The sequence below is a fragment of the Klebsiella grimontii genome, assembly GCF_900200035.1.
Taxonomy (GTDB): domain Bacteria; phylum Pseudomonadota; class Gammaproteobacteria; order Enterobacterales; family Enterobacteriaceae; genus Klebsiella; species Klebsiella grimontii.
Map to the genome: position 1 here is coordinate 37,957 of NZ_FZTC01000022.1, position 20,177 is coordinate 58,133.

At 59.8% G+C, this 20,177-nt stretch carries 17 protein-coding genes and 1 riboswitch; of the genes, 3 read left to right on the forward strand and 14 right to left on the reverse strand.

Going from position 1 to position 20,177, the window contains the following annotated elements:
• Positions 1–237: 237 nt before the first annotated feature.
• From KOSB73_RS20960 to dalD, 10 genes are all read right to left on the reverse strand, one after another.
• On the reverse strand, positions 238–1,011 hold the full coding sequence (locus KOSB73_RS20960) for an ABC transporter ATP-binding protein (RefSeq protein WP_064342978.1): 774 nt from the start codon (positions 1,009–1,011) through the stop codon (positions 238–240).
• Between the two features lie 10 nt (positions 1,012–1,021).
• On the reverse strand, positions 1,022–1,885 hold the full coding sequence (locus KOSB73_RS20965; protein WP_004138651.1) for an ABC transporter ATP-binding protein: 864 nt from the start codon (positions 1,883–1,885) through the stop codon (positions 1,022–1,024).
• Positions 1,857–2,762, reverse strand: coding sequence for an ABC transporter permease (locus KOSB73_RS20970; RefSeq protein ID WP_098140935.1), 906 nt, complete (start codon positions 2,760–2,762; stop codon positions 1,857–1,859). The genes KOSB73_RS20965 and KOSB73_RS20970 overlap by 29 nt, the downstream gene beginning before the upstream one ends.
• On the reverse strand, positions 2,759–3,796 hold the full coding sequence (locus KOSB73_RS20975) for an ABC transporter permease (RefSeq protein WP_004138648.1): 1,038 nt from the start codon (positions 3,794–3,796) through the stop codon (positions 2,759–2,761). Before KOSB73_RS20975 ends, KOSB73_RS20970 begins: the two co-directional genes overlap by 4 nt.
• Complete coding sequence (locus tag KOSB73_RS20980; protein ID WP_004138645.1) at positions 3,793–5,415, reverse strand: ABC transporter substrate-binding protein; 1,623 nt, start codon at positions 5,413–5,415, stop codon at positions 3,793–3,795. The genes KOSB73_RS20975 and KOSB73_RS20980 overlap by 4 nt, the downstream gene beginning before the upstream one ends.
• Positions 5,416–5,479: 64 nt before the next feature.
• On the reverse strand, positions 5,480–6,634 hold the full coding sequence (locus KOSB73_RS20985; RefSeq protein ID WP_024359170.1) for a mandelate racemase family protein: 1,155 nt from the start codon (positions 6,632–6,634) through the stop codon (positions 5,480–5,482).
• 298 nt (positions 6,635–6,932) lie between these two features.
• Complete coding sequence (locus tag KOSB73_RS20990) at positions 6,933–7,595, reverse strand: HAD family hydrolase (RefSeq protein ID WP_049087591.1); 663 nt, start codon at positions 7,593–7,595, stop codon at positions 6,933–6,935.
• A gap of 48 nt (positions 7,596–7,643) precedes the next feature.
• A complete protein-coding gene (gene dalT / locus KOSB73_RS20995) occupies positions 7,644–8,921 on the reverse strand; it encodes a D-arabinitol transporter (RefSeq protein ID WP_004138639.1) in 1,278 nt (425 codons plus the stop codon).
• Between the two features lie 68 nt (positions 8,922–8,989).
• Positions 8,990–10,453, reverse strand: coding sequence for a xylulokinase (xylB, locus tag KOSB73_RS21000; protein ID WP_049131865.1), 1,464 nt, complete (start codon positions 10,451–10,453; stop codon positions 8,990–8,992).
• Between the two features lie 9 nt (positions 10,454–10,462).
• Positions 10,463–11,830, reverse strand: coding sequence for a D-arabinitol 4-dehydrogenase (gene dalD, locus KOSB73_RS21005; protein ID WP_098140937.1), 1,368 nt, complete (start codon positions 11,828–11,830; stop codon positions 10,463–10,465).
• Between the two features lie 206 nt (positions 11,831–12,036).
• Here dalD and KOSB73_RS21010 point away from each other — a divergent pair, with 206 nt between their 5' ends.
• The gene (locus KOSB73_RS21010; RefSeq protein WP_004138636.1) at positions 12,037–12,978 is read left to right on the forward strand and encodes a sugar-binding transcriptional regulator; all 942 of its coding nucleotides are present in this window, start codon (positions 12,037–12,039) and stop codon (positions 12,976–12,978) included.
• 21 nt (positions 12,979–12,999) lie between these two features.
• On the opposite strand, the gene KOSB73_RS21015 is transcribed toward KOSB73_RS21010, so the two are convergent.
• Positions 13,000–14,001: a LacI family DNA-binding transcriptional regulator gene (locus tag KOSB73_RS21015; RefSeq protein WP_064371593.1), complete on the reverse strand. Its 1,002-nt coding sequence runs from the start codon at positions 13,999–14,001 to the stop codon at positions 13,000–13,002.
• Between the two features lie 256 nt (positions 14,002–14,257).
• On the opposite strand from KOSB73_RS21015, the gene KOSB73_RS21020 reads away from it, so the two are divergent.
• The gene (locus KOSB73_RS21020; protein WP_049087595.1) at positions 14,258–15,007 is read left to right on the forward strand and encodes an SDR family oxidoreductase; all 750 of its coding nucleotides are present in this window, start codon (positions 14,258–14,260) and stop codon (positions 15,005–15,007) included.
• A 30-nt stretch (positions 15,008–15,037) separates the two neighbouring features.
• Positions 15,038–16,645, forward strand: coding sequence for an FGGY-family carbohydrate kinase (locus tag KOSB73_RS21025; protein WP_098140939.1), 1,608 nt, complete (start codon positions 15,038–15,040; stop codon positions 16,643–16,645).
• Positions 16,646–17,084: 439 nt separating this feature from the next.
• Here KOSB73_RS21025 and fbaB read toward each other — a convergent pair whose 3' ends face one another.
• The 3 genes from fbaB to thiM form a co-directional block, all read right to left on the reverse strand.
• Positions 17,085–18,137, reverse strand: coding sequence for a class I fructose-bisphosphate aldolase (gene fbaB, locus KOSB73_RS21030; RefSeq protein ID WP_004103793.1), 1,053 nt, complete (start codon positions 18,135–18,137; stop codon positions 17,085–17,087).
• Positions 18,138–18,285: 148 nt separating this feature from the next.
• Positions 18,286–19,086, reverse strand: coding sequence for a bifunctional hydroxymethylpyrimidine kinase/phosphomethylpyrimidine kinase (gene thiD / locus KOSB73_RS21035; RefSeq protein WP_049099702.1), 801 nt, complete (start codon positions 19,084–19,086; stop codon positions 18,286–18,288).
• Positions 19,083–19,856, reverse strand: coding sequence for a hydroxyethylthiazole kinase (thiM, locus tag KOSB73_RS21040; protein WP_004138623.1), 774 nt, complete (start codon positions 19,854–19,856; stop codon positions 19,083–19,085). The genes thiD and thiM overlap by 4 nt, the downstream gene beginning before the upstream one ends.
• A gap of 34 nt (positions 19,857–19,890) precedes the next feature.
• A riboswitch (TPP riboswitch) is annotated at positions 19,891–19,987 on the reverse strand.
• Positions 19,988–20,177 lie beyond the last annotated feature (190 nt).

A 20,177-nucleotide genomic window follows, 5' to 3' on the forward strand; every position in this document is an offset into this window, starting at 1 on the left:
CGAATTTACAGAAGGGATGATTATGCAATTTAAACAGAAAATGGTCGTTTATGTCATTAAAAACCATAAATATAAATTATAGTTTCACGAAATTTCATTTATACGAAAGATATAATCATTTTAGATCTAAACACCACTTTTACATTAATATACGATATTTATAACTATAAATACATATAATTTCAATGTTTTATCTAAAATATGGCGCACACTCCGGTAGAGAATGCGCCATATTGCCTAATAGGCGGCCACCTCCCGCGCCATTTCGCGCGTATATTGCTGGCTGGCGTTAACCAGCATCTGCGTATAGGCCGTTTGCGCTTCGCCGTTGACCAGCGCGTCCACCGTCAAAGTTTCGAGGATCTTGCCGTACTGCATCACCGCTACTTTCTGGCATAAGTGGGCAATAACGCCCAGATCGTGGGTCACCATCAGGTAAGTGAGCTTCGCCTCCTGCTGCAGCTCCGCCAGCAGGTTGAGGATCTCGGCCTGCACCGACACATCCAGGGCCGATGTCGGCTCATCCAACAGCAGCACACGTGGCTCAAGAATCAGCGCTCTGGCAATCGCCACGCGCTGCCGCTGGCCGCCGGAGAGCTGGTGCGGATAGCGTTCGCGAAAGGCGCGATTGAGGCCCACTTTGTCCAGCAGCGCATTGATCCGCCGGTCGCGATCGCGAATGCGATGAATCTGTAACGGCTCTTCGAGGATGTCGCCAATGGTGTGACGAGGATGCAGCGAACCGTACGGATCCTGAAAAACCATCTGCACCTGCCGGCAGCGCTCGCGGTTAATCTCGTGGCCTAAACGCTGACCATCGATTGCCAGCTCCCCCTGCCAGTGGGTAAACAGCCCCGCCAGACACTTCAGCACCGTGGTTTTACCGGAGCCGGACTCGCCCACCAGACCGTAGATCTCGCCGGGCTTAACGTGGAAACTGACCTCATACAGCACCTGATTGCGCTTCTCCCCTTCGCCGAACGCGAGGTTGAGATGTTGAACTTCAATCATCATCCGCTCCTTATTCCGTTAACCAGCTGGCCTGACGCTGCAGCACCGGCAGTATCGGGCGACGATGCTGCATATCCGGCAGCGAGTTAATCAATCCCTGAGTATAGGGATGGCGGGCGTTATCGAGATCCTTAGCGGCGATGGACTCCACCACCCGTCCGGCGTACATCACCAGCACGCGGTCGCAGAAGCTGCGCACCAGGTTGATATCGTGGCTAATAAAAATCAGCCCCAGCCCGCGCGACTGAACCAGGTCATCCAGCAGGCCCAGCACCTGCAGGCGCACCGACACGTCCAGCGCGGAAGTGGGTTCATCGGCGATCACCAGCTCCGGGTCGGTAATCAGCATCATGGCGATCATGATGCGCTGCCCCTGCCCGCCGGATATTTCATGCGGATAAAGCTGATAAACGCGCTCCGGCTGGCGAATACGCACCACCTCTAGCATCTCCAGCGCCTTTGCTTTGGCCTCATCTTTACGCCCCGGATGATGGGTAAGCCAGGCCTCGGCGATTTGCTTGCCGACGCAGACCACCGGATTGAGCGAATATTTCGGGTCCTGCATAATCATGGAGATACGCTTACCGCGTACGCCGCGCATCTGCGCTTCGCTAAGATGCCGCAGGTCGAGGTCGGCAAACTGCATCCGGGCGGCGGTGACGCGGGCTTTTTTCGGATGCAGCTGCAGCAGCGCGCGCCCAACGGTGGACTTACCCGAACCGGACTCGCCGACAATCGCCAGCTTTTCGCGCCCCAGCTGGAAGGAGACGCCGCGCACGGCATGGGTCACCGCGCTGCCGTTAACAAAGTCGACGCACAGATCGCGTACGTCGAGCAGCGGAGCATTACTCGCTGCGAGGATCGAGGATGTCACGTAGGCCATCTCCTAAAAAGTTGAACGCTAAGCTGTTGATCAGAATCGCCAGCCCCGGAATCGTAACCACCCACCAGGACTCCATCATATAAGTGCGCCCGCTGGAGATCATCGCCCCCCACTCCGGCTCCGGCGGCTGGGCGCCGAGGCCGAGAAAGCCCAGACCGGCCGCGGTCAGAATGATCCCCGCCATATTCATGGTGATGCGGATAATCACCGACGGCAGACACAGCGGCACGATATGTCGCCAGAGGACGCGGGCCGATGACGCGCCCTGCAGACGTACGGCGGAGATAAAATCGGCCTGGCGCAGAGAGAGGGTTTCGGCGCGCGCCAGACGGGCAATCGGCGGCCAGGCGGTAAGCGTGATGGCGATAACCACGTGCTCCAGCCCCGGACCTAAGGCGGCGACGAACGCCAGCGCCAGAACCAGACTCGGGAAGGAGATGAAAATATCGGTAACGCGCATCAGCACCATATCGACTTTGCCGCCGAAATAGCCGGCGCTGACGCCGAGCAGCAGCCCGAGCGGACCGACGGTCACCGAGACCAGCAGCACGATGTAAAGCGTGATGCGCGAGCCGTACACCAGGCGGCTAAAGATATCCCGGCCAAACTCATCGGTGCCGAACCAGTGCTGCGCGTTCGGCGCGACCAGCGCGCTGTTCAGGTCCTGCACCAGCGGGTTATAAGGCGCAATCAGCGGCGCGAAAATCGCCACCACCAGCAGAAGAAAGATAATTCCGCCGCCGATCGCCGTTAGCGGGTTGCGCGCCATTTTGCCGATAAACCCGGCCGTCCGCGACGCCGCGCGCCGCAGCCGCTGGCGGCCTTCACCCGTGCCGCCGGAAAGCGGCGAATCCAGAGAAACGGTCATGATTTTGTCCTCGGGTCAAAGAATTGATACAGCATGTCGGAGAGCAGGTTGAGCATCACGAAGATCACCCCCACCAGCAGCACGCAGCCCATCACCGCATTCATATCGCCCAGCAGCAGGCTGCCGGTGAGATAGGAGCCAAAGCCCGGCCAGGAGAAGACGGTTTCAATCAGTACCGCGCCTTCCAGCAGCGCGCCGTAGGCCAACGCCACCACCGTCAGCAGCTGCACGAGAATGTTGCGAAACGCGTGGTTCCAGATGACCTGACGCTCGGTCAGCCCCTTCACACGCGCGGTAATAATGAACTCCTGCGACAGCTGGGCCAGCATAAAGCTGCGGGTCATGCGGCTGATGTAGGCCAGCGAGTGAAAGCCGAGCAGCGAGGCGGGGAGAATCAGGTGGTTAATCGCGTTCCAGAACACCTGCCCGTTGCCCGCCAGCAGCGCATCGACGGTCATCAAACCGGTACGCCGCGGTACGATACCGTCCAGCCCAAGGTCTACCCGACCGGCGCCGCCCACCCAGCCAAGCCAGGCGTAGAACAGCAGCAGCCCCATCATCCCCACCCAGAAGATCGGCGTTGAGTAGCCCGCCAGGCTGATAATGCGCACCACATAGTCGGAAATACTGTTGCGTCGCGCCGCCGCCAGCACGCCCAGCGGGATGCCCAGCCCGGCGCCGACGAGAATCGCCATCGTCGCCAGCTCCATGGTGGCCGGGAACACGCGGATAATATCGTCCACCACCGGTTTCCCGGTCAGCAGCGCGTTGCCCAGATCGCCGTGCAGTAGGTTGACGAAATAGATCCCAAACTGGGTGGTCAGCGATTTATCAAACCCCAGCTGCTGGTAAACCTGCTGATAGGTACTCTGATCAGCGTCCGGGCCGACAATCGCCAGCACCGGGTCGATGGGCATAACGCGGCCGATGGTGAAGGTCAGCAGCAGCAGGCCGAACAGGGTAATCACCACCTGCAGCAGCCGTTTTGATAAGCGCCGGCCGCGTGAGCCGGGCGCAAGGATTGCGGTGCTCATCCTTTCTCTCCTTCGCGGGTTTTGTAGACGTCACGCAGAAAAGTGGTGGCGGAGGGGTGCGGCTGATACTCCCGCACCTCGTTGCGCACCACCACCGAATCGACCATCTGCGAAAGCGGAATTAACGCCGGGATCAGCTGGTCGTAGCGCGCCTGAATGGCCTGGTAATCGGCGACCTGCTTTTGCGCATCGCGCTCCAGCAGGGCGTGGTCAATCATCGAATTGAGCTGCGGGTCGTAAAAGCCGGTGCGCCAGCCCTGGAAGTTGGTCAGGCGCGCCTCATCGCTGTTATCCGGGTTATAGACCAGCGCGCGCAGGCTGGAGTGCGGGTGCGGCTCCATGCCGCTGCCGCCGCGCCCCACCAGCAGGTCAAATTTACGCTCGCGCATCGCGCCATAAATCTGGTTACCGGTGCCGGTGATGATTTTGGCGTTAATCCCCGCCTGCATCAGCGTCGACTGCACGGCGATGGCGATATTGAGAAACGGCTGATCCGCGAGCACCCGCAGCGTGGTATTAAACCCGTTGGGATAGCCCGCTTCCGCCAGCAGCTTTTTCGCCCGCGCCACGTCCAGCCTGTAGCCAGGATCGGGCAGCGTTGACGGCATACCCGCCTTAATCGGCCGCTGATGCAGCACCCCGTAGCCCGGCATCAGCGCTTTATTGATGCCCTGATAATCAATCAGATAGCGCACCGCTTCGCGCACTTTCGGGTTAGCGAAGTGCGCCTCTTTCATGCTCATCGCCACGTAGTACATGGTGCCGCGCTGCACCGCGTCGACGGTCAGTTGAGGGTCGCCGCGCAGGGCGTTGATGTCGGAAACCGCCATATTGTTGGCAATATCGAGGTCGCCTTTTTCGATCATCAGGCGCAGGGTTTGCGACTCCTGGAAGTGGCGCAGCACCACGCGGCTCATTTTCGCCTCGCCGCGCCAGTAGTCAGGATTGCGCTTCATGCGCAGCACATCTTTTGCCTGCCAGGTTTCCAGCGTGAACGGCCCGGAACCGGCTTCATGGGTAGTCAGCCAGCGGTTGCCCCAGTCATTATCCTGCTGGTGGCTTTGCACCGTTTTGCTGTCCAGCACCCCGAGGTTGCCCAGCGCCGCCAGCGAGTAGATAACCAGCTGCGGGTCGTTATCTTTCGGCAGCACGATCTGCACCGTGAAACTGTCCGGCGCGCTGACCTGGCCGTCGATATTTTTCTTACTAAAGCCGTAAGACTTCCACACCGAGGCCTGCGCGAGGTTGAGATGCAAAATACGCCGCATCGACCACACCACGTCGGCGGCGGTCAGCGGGTTGCCGGAGTGAAACTTTACGTCGTCGCGCAGATGAAAGGTCAGGGTTTTACCGTCCGGGCTGATGTCCCAGGATTTCGCCAGCGCGGGCCTGACGTTGGTGAGCTGCTCAGGATCAAGCTCCACCAGCGAGTCGTAGAGGTTAACCACGATCCCCACCACTTCGTTCCCGGTCATCGCCGCCGGGTCAAGGGTGAGCAGGTTATTCATATTCATGCCGATGATGAGCTGATCCGGCGGCGTTTTCGCCAACGCCGCCCCGCTCCCCATCGACACGGCGAGCGCGAGTAAGCACGCTGCCAGTAAGGAGTTTTTTTTCATATCTATCGCCTGTAGGGTACTCAGGCGTCGCGACTCAGCACGCGCCTGTTTTTTTAGTTATTCATCAGTCGTGGCTAACGGTATTGGCTTCGATCCAGGCAAAATTAATGTCTTCGCCGAGACCCGGACGCTGGGACAAATGCACAAAGCCCTGGTCATCCATAGGATCGACAATGCTGTTGAGATAGGCCGCCGGCTCATCGTAGTCGAGGAATGGATGCAGCAGGCCGCGCTCGTACCAGCGGCAGTTGCGGATCGCGCCGACCACCGCCAGGCTTGCCGCGCCGTTGCCGTGGACTTCGCAGTCCATACCGAAGGATTCCGCCAGCGCCGCCACCTTCATGGTGGGGGTAATGCCGCCCACGCCGTTGGCCCCGGCGCGCAGGATGTCGCAGGCTCCGGCTTTCACCCACTCGGCGCGCATATGGTGCTTGCCGCCGAAGCTCTCCGGTCCGACGATGGGAATCGACAGGTTTTCCGCCAACCACGCGTAGGAGGACATCGAATCCTCCTCCATCGGCTCTTCAAACCAGGCGAAGTTGAGTTTTTCCAGTTCTTTGCCAATCCACAGCGCCTCGGCGCGGCTGTACCAGTGATAGCCGTCAATCATCAGGTCGATATCCGGCCCTACCGCTTCGCGCACCGCCGCGCAGGCTTTAATGTCCATCTTCGGATTGGGCGCAAAAGCGATCGGCGGCATCCAGGTGTGCAGCTTGATGGCCTTATAGCCGCGGGCGACCAGCTTTTCGGCAAAGGCGGCATACTCCTCCGGGGTCGACAGACCGCCCGGCAGATCGTCGCCGCACATGGTGCTGCCGTAGGCGGGGACGGTATCGCGATAGCCGCCGAGCAGTTTGTACACCGGCATATTAAGCTTGCGGCCAATCAGGTCCCACAGCGCCTGTTCAACAAACGACAGCGCGCGCTCGGTCAGCTGATGGGCGCTGCCGCGCTGCCAGTGGTTAAGATCCTGCCAGATACGCTCGCGGTTAAACGGGTCCTGCCCCACCATCACCTTGCGAAAAAAGGTGTTCACCACGAACGGGCGTACCACTTCCGGCGGCGCAAACGAAAAACCCCGGGTGCCATCATCGGCGGTAATGGTCAGCATCGCCATTTTCGCCATGCTTTCCGCTCCCGGATGGGAGTGCCCGGCGCTGTCGGAAACCCGACGCGTGGGATACTGGAAAACGGTGACATTTACAGATTCAATTTTCATGCTCGGTCCTTATCACGGCCAAATCCGATCTATAGAGGTAAATCGGCAAAGTGGTTTCACATTATTGAAAAAACGTTTCAATATCTAATCTAAGCACAATTACGTAGCAGTGCCTCGGACAAACACCGCTAAGCAAGGCAATAAATTTGGGCATTGGCACAACAGGACGTGACTGTTTTCACAAAAGATGGGCGATATGTGAGAAGGATCGTCATGGTGAAAAAGGGGGCGTGAGCGCAGAAAAGAGAGTGACCGACCGGGTACATCCCGAGATGTTCTGCGCCCACGAAAGAGTCAGTTATTCGACCGCTTCCGCCGCTGCGGTGAGGGTTTCCAGCAGCTCAGGTAAAGCCTGATAGCGGCCAGCGGCGGCCTGGAAGCGCGCATGCTGGCTATCTTCGGCAATAATCACCGTGGCGATCCCTGCGGCCCGGGCCGCGCTAAAGCCGTTGAAACTATCTTCAATCACCAGGCACCGGCTGGCGTCGAGATTGAGCTTACGCAACGTCGTCAGATACACCGCCGGATGCGGCTTGCCCTGCGCTTCATCATCCGCGCTGGAGATAACGTCAAAATAGTGCCAGAGCGAGAGCTTGTTCAGCACCGCGGAGATAACCTGCCGGGATGAAGACGTGGCGAGCGCAATCTTATAGCCCGCGTGGCGAAAATAGCGTAACGCCTCATGCACCCCGCGCATCGCCTCGCCTTCGGCGGCGATCAGGCCGGTGATACGCTGCAGTATGGCCTCTTCAAGCCGCTGCGGGGCGAGGTCAAGCTGGCAATACTGACACCAGGTGCGGGCAATGTCGTCGAGGCGTTTACCTTTGGTCAGCCTTTCGCACTCCTCATCGCTCGCCGTTGCCCCCCAGCGGGCGAGGGCTTCGATTTGCGCCCGTCGCCACAGGGATTCGGAATCAATAATGACGCCATCCATGTCAAAAATTACTGCCTGAATACTCATCATCCACCTCGTTAAGGCTGGCATGCCGGGCATGCCAGCCGCATTACCTTAAGAGAACTCCACCTGCTCGCCGGCCGGCGCTTCCTTGCGGGTAAAACCCGGCTGCTCGACGCGAATAAACGCGCAGAGGAAAAAGGCCGCCACGTACAGCGCGGTATAGGCGATCACCACCCCGATAGTGCTGAAGAACGGCAGCAAAATCACCGCAATGGCCGGCGCGAGAAAGTTCGACATCCCCGCCGACAGGTTGTAAACCGAAATGGCCGCCCCTTTGTGCTTCGGCTCCAGCGCCGGGAAGACCGCCGCCAGCGGTACGAACGCGGCGACAAAGATCCCGAGGGCAATGGCCGGAATCATCGCCATCGCGAAGTTATGTCCGAAATGCTGCGGAATGTAGTAAAACGCCAGGCTGGAGAGCGCCATGCCGATGCAGCCAAACCAGCGCACCACCTTCATCCAGCCCAGTTTTTCCCCGAGAATGCCCCACAGCACGTTAGAGAAAATGGTGGTGAAGAAGAACACCGCCCACACCTGCAACCACTCGGAGGTGGTAAAGCCCAGCTCATCGACAAACATCATCGGCATAATCACCGCGAAGCCGAACAGCGAGAGGGTATTGATAATCCGCACCATGCTCGACAGCAGAATATTGCGGTTGGTATAGAGCAGCGTCGCCGCGCGCCCCAGTTCGGAAAACTTCTCGCGGGTGGTCAGGTTCTGCATATGGCGCGGCGTTTGAATATGGCGCAGGGAAGCCAGCGCGATGATGCCGCCGGTGACGCAAAAAGCCAGCGCCAGCCATAGCGTCCCCAGCTCGCCGATATGCGGAATGGTAAAGCTCGGAATATAGCTGCCGAAAACGCCGATGCCGATCGAGTAAACCGCCCAGAACCAGCCGATCGCCGAGCTGGCGTTATCGCTTTTCACGTTGTGGATAATGGCCACGATAAACGAGTAGAGGAACAGCGGATACGCGAAGCCGCGAATACCGTAAAAAACGAGGATCAGCGCATAGTTCGCATGGCCGAGGCCGAAGACGAGAAACAGCACGTGGAACACGCACCACAGCACGAAGCCAATCATCATGGTTTTCAGCGGGGTAATAATTTCCGCCACCACGCCGGAGATCCACGCCGACAGCGCCGCGGCCAGGCCGTAGAGGGTAAAGGCAAATGAAGCCTGCGCCGGAGAGAAGCCGAGCTCTTTGATGTAATGCGAGAGAAATGCCAGTTCAAAACCGTCGCCGGTCATGAATACGGCAATGGCGATGTATCCCCAGAGCAGGTTCAGGGGTAAGCCGAGCCACTGTTTATTATTGATAGACATAATGACCTCGTTTTAGGGTACAGGAGGCCGTTCCGGTCAGTTCACCGGAACGGTTATCGTGATAAAAATTAGTGCTGCCGGTAGTTCAGATCATTTAAATACAAGGAGTTAAACTGCGCGTAGCGGCGCATCAGGGTCTGATGGCGTACCGGGTCAGCGCGCCAGGTCTGCCAGACCTCCGGTTTTTCACACACGGCGGCAAGCGGTTTGCCCGCCGCCAGGCAGGCCAGCCGCGCCGCGCCCAACGCGCCGCCGGTTTCTCCCCCTTTGTGGGTCACCACCGGCATATCGAGAATATCGGCCAACAGCTGCGCCCAGAACGGGCTGCGGGCGCCGCCGCCAACCAGTGAACATTGTTCGATCCGCGTCCCGCTCTCTTTCAGCACCCGCAGGCCGTCGTTGATGCCGAAGCTCACGCCTTCCAGCACCGCATAGCCGAGCTGGGCGCGCAGGCTGGAGTGGGTCATGCCCCAGAACATGCCGCGCGCGTCAGGATCGTTGTGCGGAGTACGTTCGCCGGAGAGATAGGGTAAGAAGAACGGCGCATGGGCCTTCTCCTCCTCGCTAAGTTGGGCAATCTCCTCCAGCAGCGCCACCTCCGTGGTGCCGGTCAGGCGGCAGAACCACTGCAAACAGCTGGCGGCGCTGAGCATGACGCTCATCTGATGCCACAGATTCGGCAGAACGTGACAAAAGGCGTGTACCGCCGACTGCGGCGCCGGACGATAGGCGTCGGTCACCACAAACAGCACCCCGGAGGTGCCAAGCGAAATAAACGCGTCTCCCGGCGAGACCGCGCCGACGCCGATGGCGCTGACCGCGTTATCGCCGCCGCCTCCGGCAACCGCTACCGAGGCGTTCAGCCCCCAGCGCTCGGCCACCTGCGGGTCAAGCGTGGCGGACACCTCGCAGCCTTCGACCAGCGTCGGCATCTGGCTGCGCGACAGGCCGCACTTATCCAGCAGAGAATCGGACCAGTCGCGCTTCGCCACGTCCAGCCACAGCGTCCCGGCGGCGTCAGACATATCGGAGACTTTCTTACCCGTCATCCGGTAGCGCAGATAGTCTTTCGGCAGCAGCACCGTGGCGGTGCGCTGAAAGTATTGCGGCTCGTGGCGGCGTACCCACAGCAGCTTCGGCGCGGTAAAGCCCGGCATCGCCAGGTTTCCCGCCACCTGATGCAGCTCCGGCGCCATCTCTTCCAGCTCCGCGCACTCCGCGGCGCAGCGGGTGTCGTTCCACAGAATGGCCGGGCGAATCACCTCCCCCTCGGCATCCAGCAGGACCGCGCCGTGCATCTGCCCGGAAAGGCCGATCGCTTGAATGGCCGGCCAGTGCTGGGCGCATTTTTCCCGCAGCGTGGCCATCAAATACTCCGTCGCCTCCCACCATGACTGCGGCGACTGTTCTGACCAGTGCGGATGGGGACGCTGAATACTCAGCGGCGCGCTATGGCTGGCGATAACCTCATTGTTCTCATCAATGACCAGCGCTTTGACTTCCGATGTGCCGAGATCGATACCCAGATACATAGCCACCTCTTATTTAATCAGCGTATAAACGGCGGCGATCTTCTCGCGCATCAGCGCCAGGAAATCGGCATTGTCGGCAAGCGTGCCAAACAGCGCTGTATTGCGGGCGTACAGGGCCACCGGATCCTGAGCTTCAAACATTTCATGTACCGCCTGAGCGTCGAGGATACCGTCCTGGTACTGATACGGCAGGGTTCCTTTATGCCACTGTTCCATAAAGACGAAGAACAGCGCGGGCAGCATGGCGGTCGCTTCCGGGCGGACGCCGCGCTGGTAGCACTCCTGGAGGGTTGGCGCGATCATCGCCGGAATTTTCGAGAAGCCATCGGCGGCGACGCGCTGGTTGGTGTCCTGGATATACGGGTTGGTAAAGCGCTTGAGCACCACGTCACGATAGGTCGGCAGGTCAATGCCGTTATCGCCGAGGCACGGAATCACATCCTCGGTGACGTAGCGGTTGGCAATGGCGTAGATGAAGTCGGTCAGCGTACTTTCATGAATATACTGCTGGCCGATTAACGTCCCCGCCCACGCGATGCAGCTATGCGAAGCGTTGAGAATGCGGATTTTCGCCTCTTCATAAGGGATCACCGACGCAACCATCTCCACGCCGACTGCTTCCAGCTTCGGGCGCTCATCGCGGAAGTTGTTTTCCACTACCCACTGGATAAAGGTCTCGCCCATCACCGGCGCTTTATCGTCAATACCGGTTTGCGCTTTGATGCGCGCGGGCAGGTCCGCCGCCGGACGCGGTGTAATGCGGTCGACCATGGTATTCGGACAGGTGGTGTTGACGGCCATCCAGTCAATCACCGCTTGCTTGCCGGTTAGCTGCAGAAACTCAACCATACCGTCGTGGAAGCGTTCGCCGTTATGGCGCACGTTATCGCAGTTCAGCAGGGTCAGCGGCCCGGCGTTGTCGGCCATGCGCTTTTCCAGAATCCGCGCGAGGGTGCCGTAAATGGTTTTGCACTCCCCTGCCAGATCGGCCTGCAAATCGGGGTTGCTGGTTTCCAGCTGATGGCGGGTATTCAGGTAGTAGCCCCCTTCCGTCACGGTAAAGGCGATAACTTTGGTCTGCGGGTTTGCCCCTTCGTTAATCAGCGGCTGCAGCCCGGCCTGCCACGGCAGCAGTTTTTGAATGGAGGTGATTTCTTCATATTCGCGCTCCCCTTCCGGGCTGACGGTTTCCAGCACGTAACGCCCCCCCTGCGCCGCCAGCGCCTGGACCACCTGCTCGGCGTCGTTGCGGATATTCCCCGCCGCGATATGCCAGCGCTTATCTCCGGAAGCGATCAAACGATGCAGATACCACGCCTGGTGAGCGCGATGAAAAGAACCCAGACCAATGTGAAGCCATGTGAATTGATTGTTCATGTTCTGCTCTCCTTGAGTTGATGGGCTCACTGTAATTGATCATTTGACCGAAATAAGAGCCATGGATCACAAAAGAACAATTACCCAATCAAATTACAAATGACCAGAAAAGAGCAAAAGCTTGCCAGTTATCCCGACCACGGCCAGAATGCGGGTATTCGCCGGGTGAAATTATCGCCGCGGCCAGCAACTTAGGGCGGGAAACCATGAGCAAAGAAGACGATATCCGGCTGGATCAGAAGGTCCGCGCCGCGTGGATGTACTACATCGCCGGGCAGAATCAGAGCGAAATCGCCAGCCAGCTTGGCACCTCGAGGCCGGTGGTGCAGCGGCTGATCGCCGCCGCGAAAGAAGAAGGGATCGTGTCGATTAGCCTGCACCATCCGGTGGCTAACTGCCTCGATTACGCGCAGTTGCTGCAGGAGAAGTACCGGCTTATCGAGTGCAATATCGTGCCCGCCTTTAACGAAGAAAGCACCCTCGATAGCGTGTCGTTCGGCTGCTATCAGCTGATGGCCCGCTATCTGCAGGATGATAAAGAGAAAATCATCGGCCTGGGTTCCGGCCTGACCCTGAAAAAAGCGCTGCAGCGCATCGATTTCGATAGCCAGAATACCCGCTGCGTGGCGCTGATCAGCGCCATGGACGCCGACGGCCAGTGCAACTATTACGATGACGTCCCGCTGCTGCTGACCAGCAAAATTAAGGCCAAGTACTATCAGTGGCCCGCGCCGCGCTACGCGCAGACCCAGGAGGAGTACGACATGTGGTGCACCAGCCGGCTGTTTTGCAGCGTTTCCACCGTCGCCCGCCGGGCGGACGTTATTTTTGTCGGCATTGGGCCATTAGGTACCCAAAGCCCGATTTTCAAAGACGGCTTTATCAATCAGGCGCAGATGGATGAGCTGACCGCCCGCGGCGGCATCGGCGAGATCATGGGGCGCTTTATCGATGCCGAAGGCGGCGTGGTTGACAGCGAAATCAACAGAATGATTACCAGCTATGACATTCGCCAGAACCAGTGTCCGCGTATCGCGGTGGCGTGCGGCGAGTACAAACGTCCGGCGATTCTGGCGGCGCTTAAAGGCGGCTGGATCAATGGCCTGGTGACCGATGAACATACCGCCCGCTGGCTGCTGACGCGCTAACGTCAACCGCCAGCAAGCGGCTCAGCGGCTGCTCATCAACAGCGGCGGGATTTCAATCCGCTGCTGGCTGGCATCGCCGGAATCGATAATCTGAAACACCGCTTCCAGCATCGCCGGCACGTCCTGCTGCACCATGTCGATATCGTGCCCCAGCAGATAGACAAACGGGTCCCAGTCAAAGCAGCCCATCGGCGGCTGCTCGCTGCCGGTCAGTCCCGCCTGCGATAGCCAACGCACCACTCCTTCCAGCGATATCGTCGAGTTGACAAATATCCCCGGCAATGAGGTGTTCGCGGCGCCAAACCGCGCTTGCAGGCAGGCCTCGACTTTACCTTTCGAATAACCGGGCGCCAGGATGTTCTCCTGCGGCACGCTCAGCCCCCGCTCCCGGTGCGCATCGTGAAAGCCGCGTAAACGCTCGCTGGTATTATGGTCGCCGCTGCGTCCGCCGATAAAGGTCAGCGGCGCCAGCGTCCCACGACGCCCGGCGCTGTTGGCGAGGATCTTATGCGTCAGCGCCTTCGCGCCGCCGTAGTTATCCGAAATCACCGATGGCGCAAGAGAACCCGGCAGGTCGAGATTAACCACCGGAACCCCCGCCTGCTGGCATAAGGCGGTAATTTTATCCGGGTTGGTCGCCCCGGTCGCCACCACCCAGTCAACCTGCCAGGAGAGCATCGCTTTTACCGCTTCAATTTCCAGCTCCGGGCTACGGCGCGTACAGGTAATGATCGGCAGCAGGCTGCGCTCGCGGGCCATCTCCTCAAAACGCTCGGCGACTGAACCGAAATAGCGGTTATCGTATTTGGGGACAATCATGCCAATGACGTGCGATTTTTTACTGCGCAGCATGCTGGCCTGGCGGTTGATGGCATATCCCTGCTCTTCGGCAATCCGCGTGACCTTTTCGGCAAGCTTCGCGCTGATGCGGCGCTTTTTCCAGTTGCCGTTAAGAATGGCGCTGACCGCGCTCGCCGAAACGCCGGAGAGTTCCGCCAGGTCGTAAATCGTGATTTTCTTCATTTTTCCAACTTGCGTCACAAAATCATTTCGCTGTTAATTTCCCCACTTGCTCAATCGATGAAGCTGGAGCAACATGAGCTTCATCGATTGAGCTTGCATTTTACCCGCCGGAGCCTTCACGCATTGAGCGTTAATATTCCAGCGAACATCAAATAATGAGGCTCATATTCAATACCTTAACAAGTTTTCGCCCCTGGCGTCGAACGTGATGCCCTCGTGTTCGTTAGCGCCAACTGACTCTGTAAAGGATTATAAAATGAACCACTCTGTCTCCTCTATGAATACTTCCCTCAGCGGTAAAGTCGCCGCTATCACCGGCGCGGCATCCGGTATCGGCCTCGAATGCGCGAAAACCCTGCTCGGGGCTGGCGCTAAAGTGGTGCTTATCGACCGCGAAGGCGAGAAGCTCAACAAAATCGTCGCTGAACTAGGCGAAAACGCCTTCGCCCTGCAGGTTGACCTGATGCAGGCGGAACAGGTTGATAACCTGCTGCAGGGCATTTTACGCCTTGCCGGACGTCTCGATATTTTCCACGCCAACGCCGGAGCCTATATCGGCGGGCCGGTGGCTGAAGGCGACCCGGACGTATGGGACCGCGTGCTGCATCTCAACATCAACGCCGCCTTCCGCTGCGTGCGCAGCGTCCTGCCGCATCTTATCGCGCAAAAATCCGGCGATATTATCTTCACCAGCTCTATCGCGGGCGTGGTGCCGGTGATCTGGGAACCTATCTATACCGCGTCGAAATTTGCCGTCCAGGCGTTTGTGCATACCACCCGTCGCCAGGTTTCCCAGTACGGCGTGCGCGTCGGCGCCGTGCTGCCGGGTCCGGTGGTCACCGCCCTGCTGGACGACTGGCCAAAAGCAAAAATGGACGAAGCGCTGGCCAACGGCAGCCTGATGCAGCCGATTGAAGTGGCCGAGTCGGTACTGTTTATGGTCACGCGCTCGAAAAACGTCACCGTACGCGACATCGTGATTCTGCCTAACAGCGTCGATCTCTGACCGTTCAACCAGCCTGTGTGAGAGGATTTTATGCAAAGCGATACGCAACATATTATTGGCGTCGATGTCGGTTCGGGCAGCGTTCGCGCCGGGGTGTTCAATCTGCGGGGCGACCTTCTCGCCCACGCGACCCGGGAAATTACCCTGTTTCGCAGTGCCGGAAATGTGGTGGAACAGTCGAGCCGCGAGATCTGGCAGGCGGTGTGCTACTGCATTAAAACGGCGGTGGCCAGCGCCGGGGTCGCTCCATCGTCAATTGCCGGTATCGGCTTCGATGCCACCTGCTCGCTGGTGGTGATCGGCGAAAACGACGCGCCGCTGGCGGTCGGGCCTTCGGAAGATGCGGACCGTAACATTATCGTCTGGATGGATCATCGCGCCACTGGCCAGGCGGAAAAAATTAACGCCACGGGCCACCCGGTGCTGCAGTACGTTGGCGGCAAAATCTCGCCGGAGATGGAAACGCCGAAAATTCTCTGGCTGAAGGAGAACCGCCCGCACATTTACCAGCAGGCGCGCCACTTCTTCGATCTGGCGGATTATCTGACCTGGCGCTCAAGCGGCGATTTAGCCCGCTCGGCGTGTACCGTGACCTGTAAATGGACCTACCTGGCGCATGAACAACGCTGGGACGCCGGGTACTTCCGCCAGATTGGCCTCGAAGAGCTGGCGGATGAAGATTTTGTCCGCATCGGCCAGCGGATTGTCGATCCGGGAACCCCCTGCGGCGACGGCCTCTGCGCCAAGGCGGCAGAGGAGATGGGCCTGCCGGTCGGTACCCCGGTGGCGGTCGGTATGATCGACGCCCACGCGGGCGGCATCGGCACCGTCGGCGTGCTGAACGGCGCGGTCAACAATATGGCCTACGTCTTCGGCACCTCCTCCTGCACCATGACTTCCACTCAGGAAGCGGTGTTCGTGCCCGGCGTCTGGGGTCCTTACTATTCGGCGATGGTACCGGGATTGTGGCTGAGCGAAGGCGGACAGAGCGCGGCCGGGGCGGCCATCGACCAGTTGCTGAGCTTCCATCCGGCTGCGGCGGAGGCTCGCGACCGGGCGAAAGCCGCAGGCCTCCCGCTGCCGGTCTGGCTGGCGGATCGCGTGCTGGCGCAGGTGGAAACTCCTTCTGCGGCGGTTAACCTCGCCGCCGGGCTGCACGTGGTGCCTGAATTTTTAGGTAATCGGGCGCCGCTGGCCGACCCGCATGCGAAAGCGATTATCGCCGGACTGGGGATGGAGCGGGATTTGGACAATCTGATGGCGCTCTACGTCGCCGGGCTGTGCGGGATCGGTTACGGCCTGCGGCAGATTATTGACGCGCAGAAGACGTGCGGCATCCGCAGCGAGAATATCGTCATCAGCGGCGGAGCCGGGCAGCATCCGCTGGTGCGCCAGCTACTCGCCGATGCCTGCGGCGTTACCGTAGTTAGCACCGCCAGCAGCGAGCCGGTGCTGTTAGGTTCGGCCATCCTCGGCGCGGTAGCAGGTAAAGTCGCCCCTTCACTGCCGGAAGCGATGAAGCAGTTTACGCGGGTGGATAAAACCTATCGCTGCGTTGCGCAGTATAGCGCCGAGCATCAGCGGCGCTATGAAGCGTATAAAACGCTACAGCACACGGCGCGGCTGATTCGCGAATAAGCGGGATCCCGGAGGCGGCGCTTGACGCGCCTGTCCGGGCTACCGGCCCGCAGACGGCAGTGAACCCGTCGCCTGCTCTGCATGGCTTCCCGGAGGCGGCGCTTGACGCGCCTGTCCGGGCTCCGATCCTCAGATGGCAGTGAACCCGTCGCCTGCTCTGCATAGCTTCCCGGAGGCGGCGCTTGACGCGCCTGTCCGGGCTACCGGCCCACAGATGTCGGTGAACCCGTCGCCTGCTCTGCATGGCTTCCCGGAGGCGGCGCTTGACGCGCCTGTCCGGGCTACCGGCCCACAGACGGCGGTGAACCGGTCACCCTGCTCTGCATAGCTTCCCGGAGGCGGCGCTGACGCGCCTGTCCGGGCTCCGATCCTCAGACGGCGGTGAACCGGTAGCCCGGCCAAGCGCAGCGCCGCCGGGGAAGGCAGACGACGCGAGTGCTTAAGCGATAGTGACTTTGCCGTCCAGATAGACATCCTGCACGGCATTGATCAGCTTCACGCCGTCGGCCATCGATTTTTTAAACGCCTTACGTCCCAGGATCAGCCCCATGCCGCCCGCGCGCTTATTGATAACCGCCGTGCGCACCGCGTCGGAGAGATCGGTTTCGCCACCCGCCGCGCCGCCGGAGTTAATCAGCCCGGCGCGGCCCATATAGCAGTTCGCCAGTTGGTAACGCACCAGATCGATCGGATTATCGCTGGTGAGCTTGCTGTAAACCCGGTCATCGGTATAGCCGAAGTTCACCGCTTTATAGCCGCCGTTATTTTCCGCCATTTTCTGCTTCACGATATCCGCGCCGATGGTCGCCGCCAGGTGGTTGGCCTGGCCGGTTAAGTCTGCGGAAACATGGTAGTCGACGCCATCTTTCTTAAACGCCGAATTACGCAGATAGGCCCACAGCACGGTCACCAGACCCAGTTCGTGCGCGCGTTCAAACGCAGCGGAGATTTCTTCGATTTGCCGACGAGACTGCTCGGAACCGAAATAGATCGTCGCCCCGACCGCTACGGCGCCCATATTGAATGCCTGCTCAACGCTGGCGTACAGCGTCTGATCGTATTCGGTCGGGTAGCTCAGCGTTTCGTTATGGTTCAGTTTGACCAGGAAGGGGATGCGGTGCGCATAGCGGCGCGACACCGAGGCCAGCACGCCATAGGTGGAGGCCACGCAGTTACAACCGGCCTCAATGGCCAGTTCGACGATATTTTTCGGATCAAAGTACAGCGGGTTGGCGGCAAAAGAGGCGCCAGCAGAATGCTCTACGCCCTGGTCGACCGGCAGGATCGACAGATACCCGGTTCCCGCCAGGCGGCCGGTGTTATACAGGGTTTGCATATTACGCAGCACCGCCGGCGGACGATTGTTATCCACCATCACCCGATCGACATAATCCGCCCCCGGTAAATAGAGCTGGTCGGCTGGAATCGTCATACAGCGGTGCTGTAAAAGCGTGTCGGCATCTTTGCCAAGCAACTGCGTAATATCAGTCATAGCTATCTCCCGTAAGTGCCGGTCGAAACCGGCATGCGTTTTCCCAACCCAATTATTTTGGGCAGGTTAAGCCTGGTACCGACTCAGCATATTTTCCAGCCGGGAGCCTATTTTTTCAGCATAGTCTGCTGACACGTTGTCTTGCCGGTTACCACCAGGCGTGGAAATGGTGGACCGGACCGATGCCGTGCCCCACTTCCAGCGAATCGGCCTGCGCCAGCGCCGCAGAGAGCCAGCCCTTGGCTTCCGCCACGGTTCGCCCCCAATCATCGTAACGCGGACGCAGCGCCGCCAGCGCCGCCGACAGCGTACAGCCGGTACCGTGGGTGTTTTTGGTCTGGACTCTCGGCGCGGTAAAGCGCTGCTCCCCGTCGCGGGTAAAGAGCCAGTCAGGGCTTTCCGCATCATCAAGATGGCCGCCCTTCATTAATACCGCTCCGCAGCCCATTCCCAGCAGCGCTCTGCCCTGCTCCAGCATCTCCTTTTCCGTTCGGGCATGTGGCGCATCCAGCAGCGCCGCCGCCTCCGGCAGGTTCGGGGTGATCAGCGACACCTGCGGCAGCAGGCGCTGGCGAAGCGTCTCCACCGCCGAGGCTGAGAGCAGCGGATCGCCGCTTTTTGCCAGCATGACGGTATCCAGCACCACGTTGGTTATCCGGTAGCGCGCCAGCCGTTCCGCCACCGCCTCGACGATATCGGTTTCCGCCAGCATCCCGATTTTGGTGGTATCGATGCGCACATCGCTGAAGACCGAATCGAGCTGCGCGGCGACAAAATCAGGCTCTATACGGTACACCGACTGGACGCCGCGGGTGTTTTGCGCCACCAGCGCGGTGATGACCGAGCAGCCGTAAGCGCCCAGCGCCGAGAAGGTTTTGAGATCCGCCTGGATCCCCGCGCCGCCGCTCGGGTCGGTGCCGGCGATGGTTAACGCGTTAATTCGTTTCACAGGTCACCTCCCGCGTAGAGCGCATCGAGAAAGGCGGGAGTAAAGCTGCCGGGGCCGCCTTGCCGCGCCGCTTTTCCCCCCGCCAGCTTCATCAGACCGCAGGCCGCGGCCACGTTCTCCAGCCGATCGCCGGGCATCGCCGCAGCGGCGGCAACCACCGCCGATAGCGCGCAGCCGGTGCCAACTACCCGGGTCATTAGCGGATCGCCGCCGGTGACCGCGCGCGTGCGCTGGCCATCGGTGATGTAATCGACCTCGCCGGTGACCGCGACCACGGTATTCAACTGGCGGGCCAGCGCCTGCGCCGCGGGCAGCGCTGCGGCGGCGGTATCGGTGGTATCGACGCCGCGCCCGCCGCCGCTCATTCCGGCCAGGGCCATAATTTCCGAGGCATTACCGCGAACGGCGGCAGGCTGCAGCGCCAGCAGCTCCCGGCAAAATTCTGTCCGTAAGGTCAGCGCGCCGACCGCTACCGGGTCCAGCGCCCAGGGCTTGCCCGCCTGCGTTGCGCTATGCGCCGCCGCACGCATCGCCGCCGCGCGTTCGACGGTCAGCGTACCGACATTAATCAGCAGCGCATCGGCAATAGCGGCAAACTGGCTGGCTTCGTCCGGGTCGATAACCATCGCCGGGGATGCGCCAATCGCTAACAGGACGTTGGCGGTAAAGGTCTGCACCACGTCGTTCGTCATGCAGTGCACAAGAGGGGAATGACGGTGAAAAAGGTGCCGCAGATGGGCGATATGCGCGGGGTTCAGCAGGTCAGACATCGTTTGCTCCCGCCAGGCGATGAAGAAGCGACGACCCTGCGGTCTCTGACTTCCCTACGCTGGCATTATCCAGATCAGGTGGTACGGGTTTTTCTCAGCCTTCACAAAGAAGGGCACCCCGAGTCATTGAGAGATAAAAACGTTCTCAGCGGGCAGGTTACGGTAAGTCGCGGGACAACGCAAGCTGGCCTGGCGCGGTTAGAGGAGCGCACGCCGATCTGGATTTAACAATAAGCAATCAAATAATTAACAAAATAAACACTTTTTCAGATACGTGTTTATAGTTTAGAAGGCGTTACAGGATGTAACCCGGCGTCATAT